The sequence below is a fragment of the Cupriavidus sp. BIS7 genome, from assembly GCF_000292345.1.
In the GTDB taxonomy this organism is placed as follows: Bacteria; Pseudomonadota; Gammaproteobacteria; order Burkholderiales; family Burkholderiaceae; genus Cupriavidus.
This window is the reverse complement of sequence record NZ_ALOU01000117.1, coordinates 1-1325: the sequence shown is the minus strand read 5'-3', so window position 1 is coordinate 1325 and position 1325 is coordinate 1. Positions and strand designations below refer to the sequence as shown.

At 61.1% G+C, this 1325-nt stretch carries 2 protein-coding genes; both read right to left on the bottom strand.

What is annotated here, in order from left to right:
• Positions 1 to 753: IS3 family transposase (locus B552_RS0126715; protein ID WP_026036083.1), on the bottom strand; the 753-nt coding region annotated here is incomplete at its 3' end.
• Positions 753 to 1280: a helix-turn-helix domain-containing protein gene (locus B552_RS0126710; RefSeq protein WP_019452127.1), complete on the bottom strand. Its 528-nt coding sequence runs from the start codon at positions 1278 to 1280 to the stop codon at positions 753 to 755. The genes B552_RS0126710 and B552_RS0126715, both read right to left, overlap by 1 nt.
• Positions 1281 to 1325 lie beyond the last annotated feature (45 nt).

The following is a 1325-nucleotide window of genomic DNA, read 5'->3' as shown; positions in this document are numbered from 1 at the left end:
GATGTAGCGATTCACCCCGGATTCGAGTTGCTCGACGCTGTCGAACTTTTCCAGGTGGAAGAACTCGGCCTTTAGCGTCCCGAAGAAGCTCTCCATGGCGGCATTGTCCAGGCAGTTGCCCTTGCGCGACATGCTCTGCCGCACGCCACGTTGCTCCAGCCGGTGTTGATAGCCTTTCATCTGGTAGTGCCAGCCCTGATCCGAATGCAGTACGGGCTGATCGCCCGGGGTCAGTCGCTCAAACGCCTTGTCCAGCATGTTGGTGACCAGTGCAAAGACCGGCCGCCTGGCCATCTCGTGCGCAACGATCTCGCCCGTACACAGGTCCAGAACGGTCGACAGGTAAAGCTTTTCGTCCTTGACCTTGAACTCGGTCACGTCCGTCACCCACTTCTGGTTCGGCTGCTGCGCCTCGAACTGTCGATCCAGCAGGTTCGGCGCAACCCGGCCACACTCACCCCGGTAGGTCCGGAATCTCTTCACGCGCACGCATGACTTCAGCCCCATTTCCTGCATCAGCCGCTGGATGCGCTTGTGATTGACCCGCGGCCCCTGCGTGCCGATGTCGTCCGTGACGCGGCGATAGCCGTAGCGCCCCTTGTGCGCCTCGAACACCTGCTGGATGCTGGCCTTGAGGTCATGGTCCCGGTCGCCCGCCTGCAGCACCTTGAGCTGGTAGTAAAACGTACTGGATGGCAAACCGGCCGCCTTCAGCAGCCGGGCCAACGGGTATTGCGCCCTGAGTTCAAGCACTACTTGCGCTTTTTCTGCTGCGCAACTCTTTCCTTGGCCTGAAGCAGGGCGTGGTACTTTTTTAGGTACGCCACCTCCGCGCGCAGATCTTCCAGCTCATCGATGAGTTCCTCGCGCGAGCGCGCTTCGTCTTGTTTGGCAGGCTTGGCTTTCGGGTTCGGTGGCTTTTGCATGGACCGGCGGGTTCGCAATCTTCGCGGAGCAAGGGCCTCCGCACCTCCGGCATCATACCGGCGTTGCCATTCGGCAATGGTGGCGTAGCCCCGGACATTGAACCGTGCCGCCGCCTGCCGCAACGACAGACCCTCGTCGCGCATGTGCTGCAGGACCAACACCTTGAACGCCTCGTCATAACGCCGCGGCCCAGCCCTGAAGGCCTCGGCCCCATGGCATTGATACGAGGCGACCCACTCGCGCAATGTCCCGCGATCCAGCCCATAACGCTGGGCCAGCAGCCGAAACCCTTCCGTTCCCGAGGCGTACTCCTCGGCAATCCTTAACTTGAACTGCGCGGCGTACTTCGCCATGTAAAAACCCCCAAAGGTTGTCTCCAACTTTTGGGGGTCAGTTCA

What these genes read in the sequence shown, in the direction of transcription:
- B552_RS0126710 (WP_019452127.1), bottom strand. Translation starts at nt 1,280, where the DNA reads ATGGCGAAGTACGCCGCGCAGTTCAAGTTAAGGATTGCCGAGGAGTAC.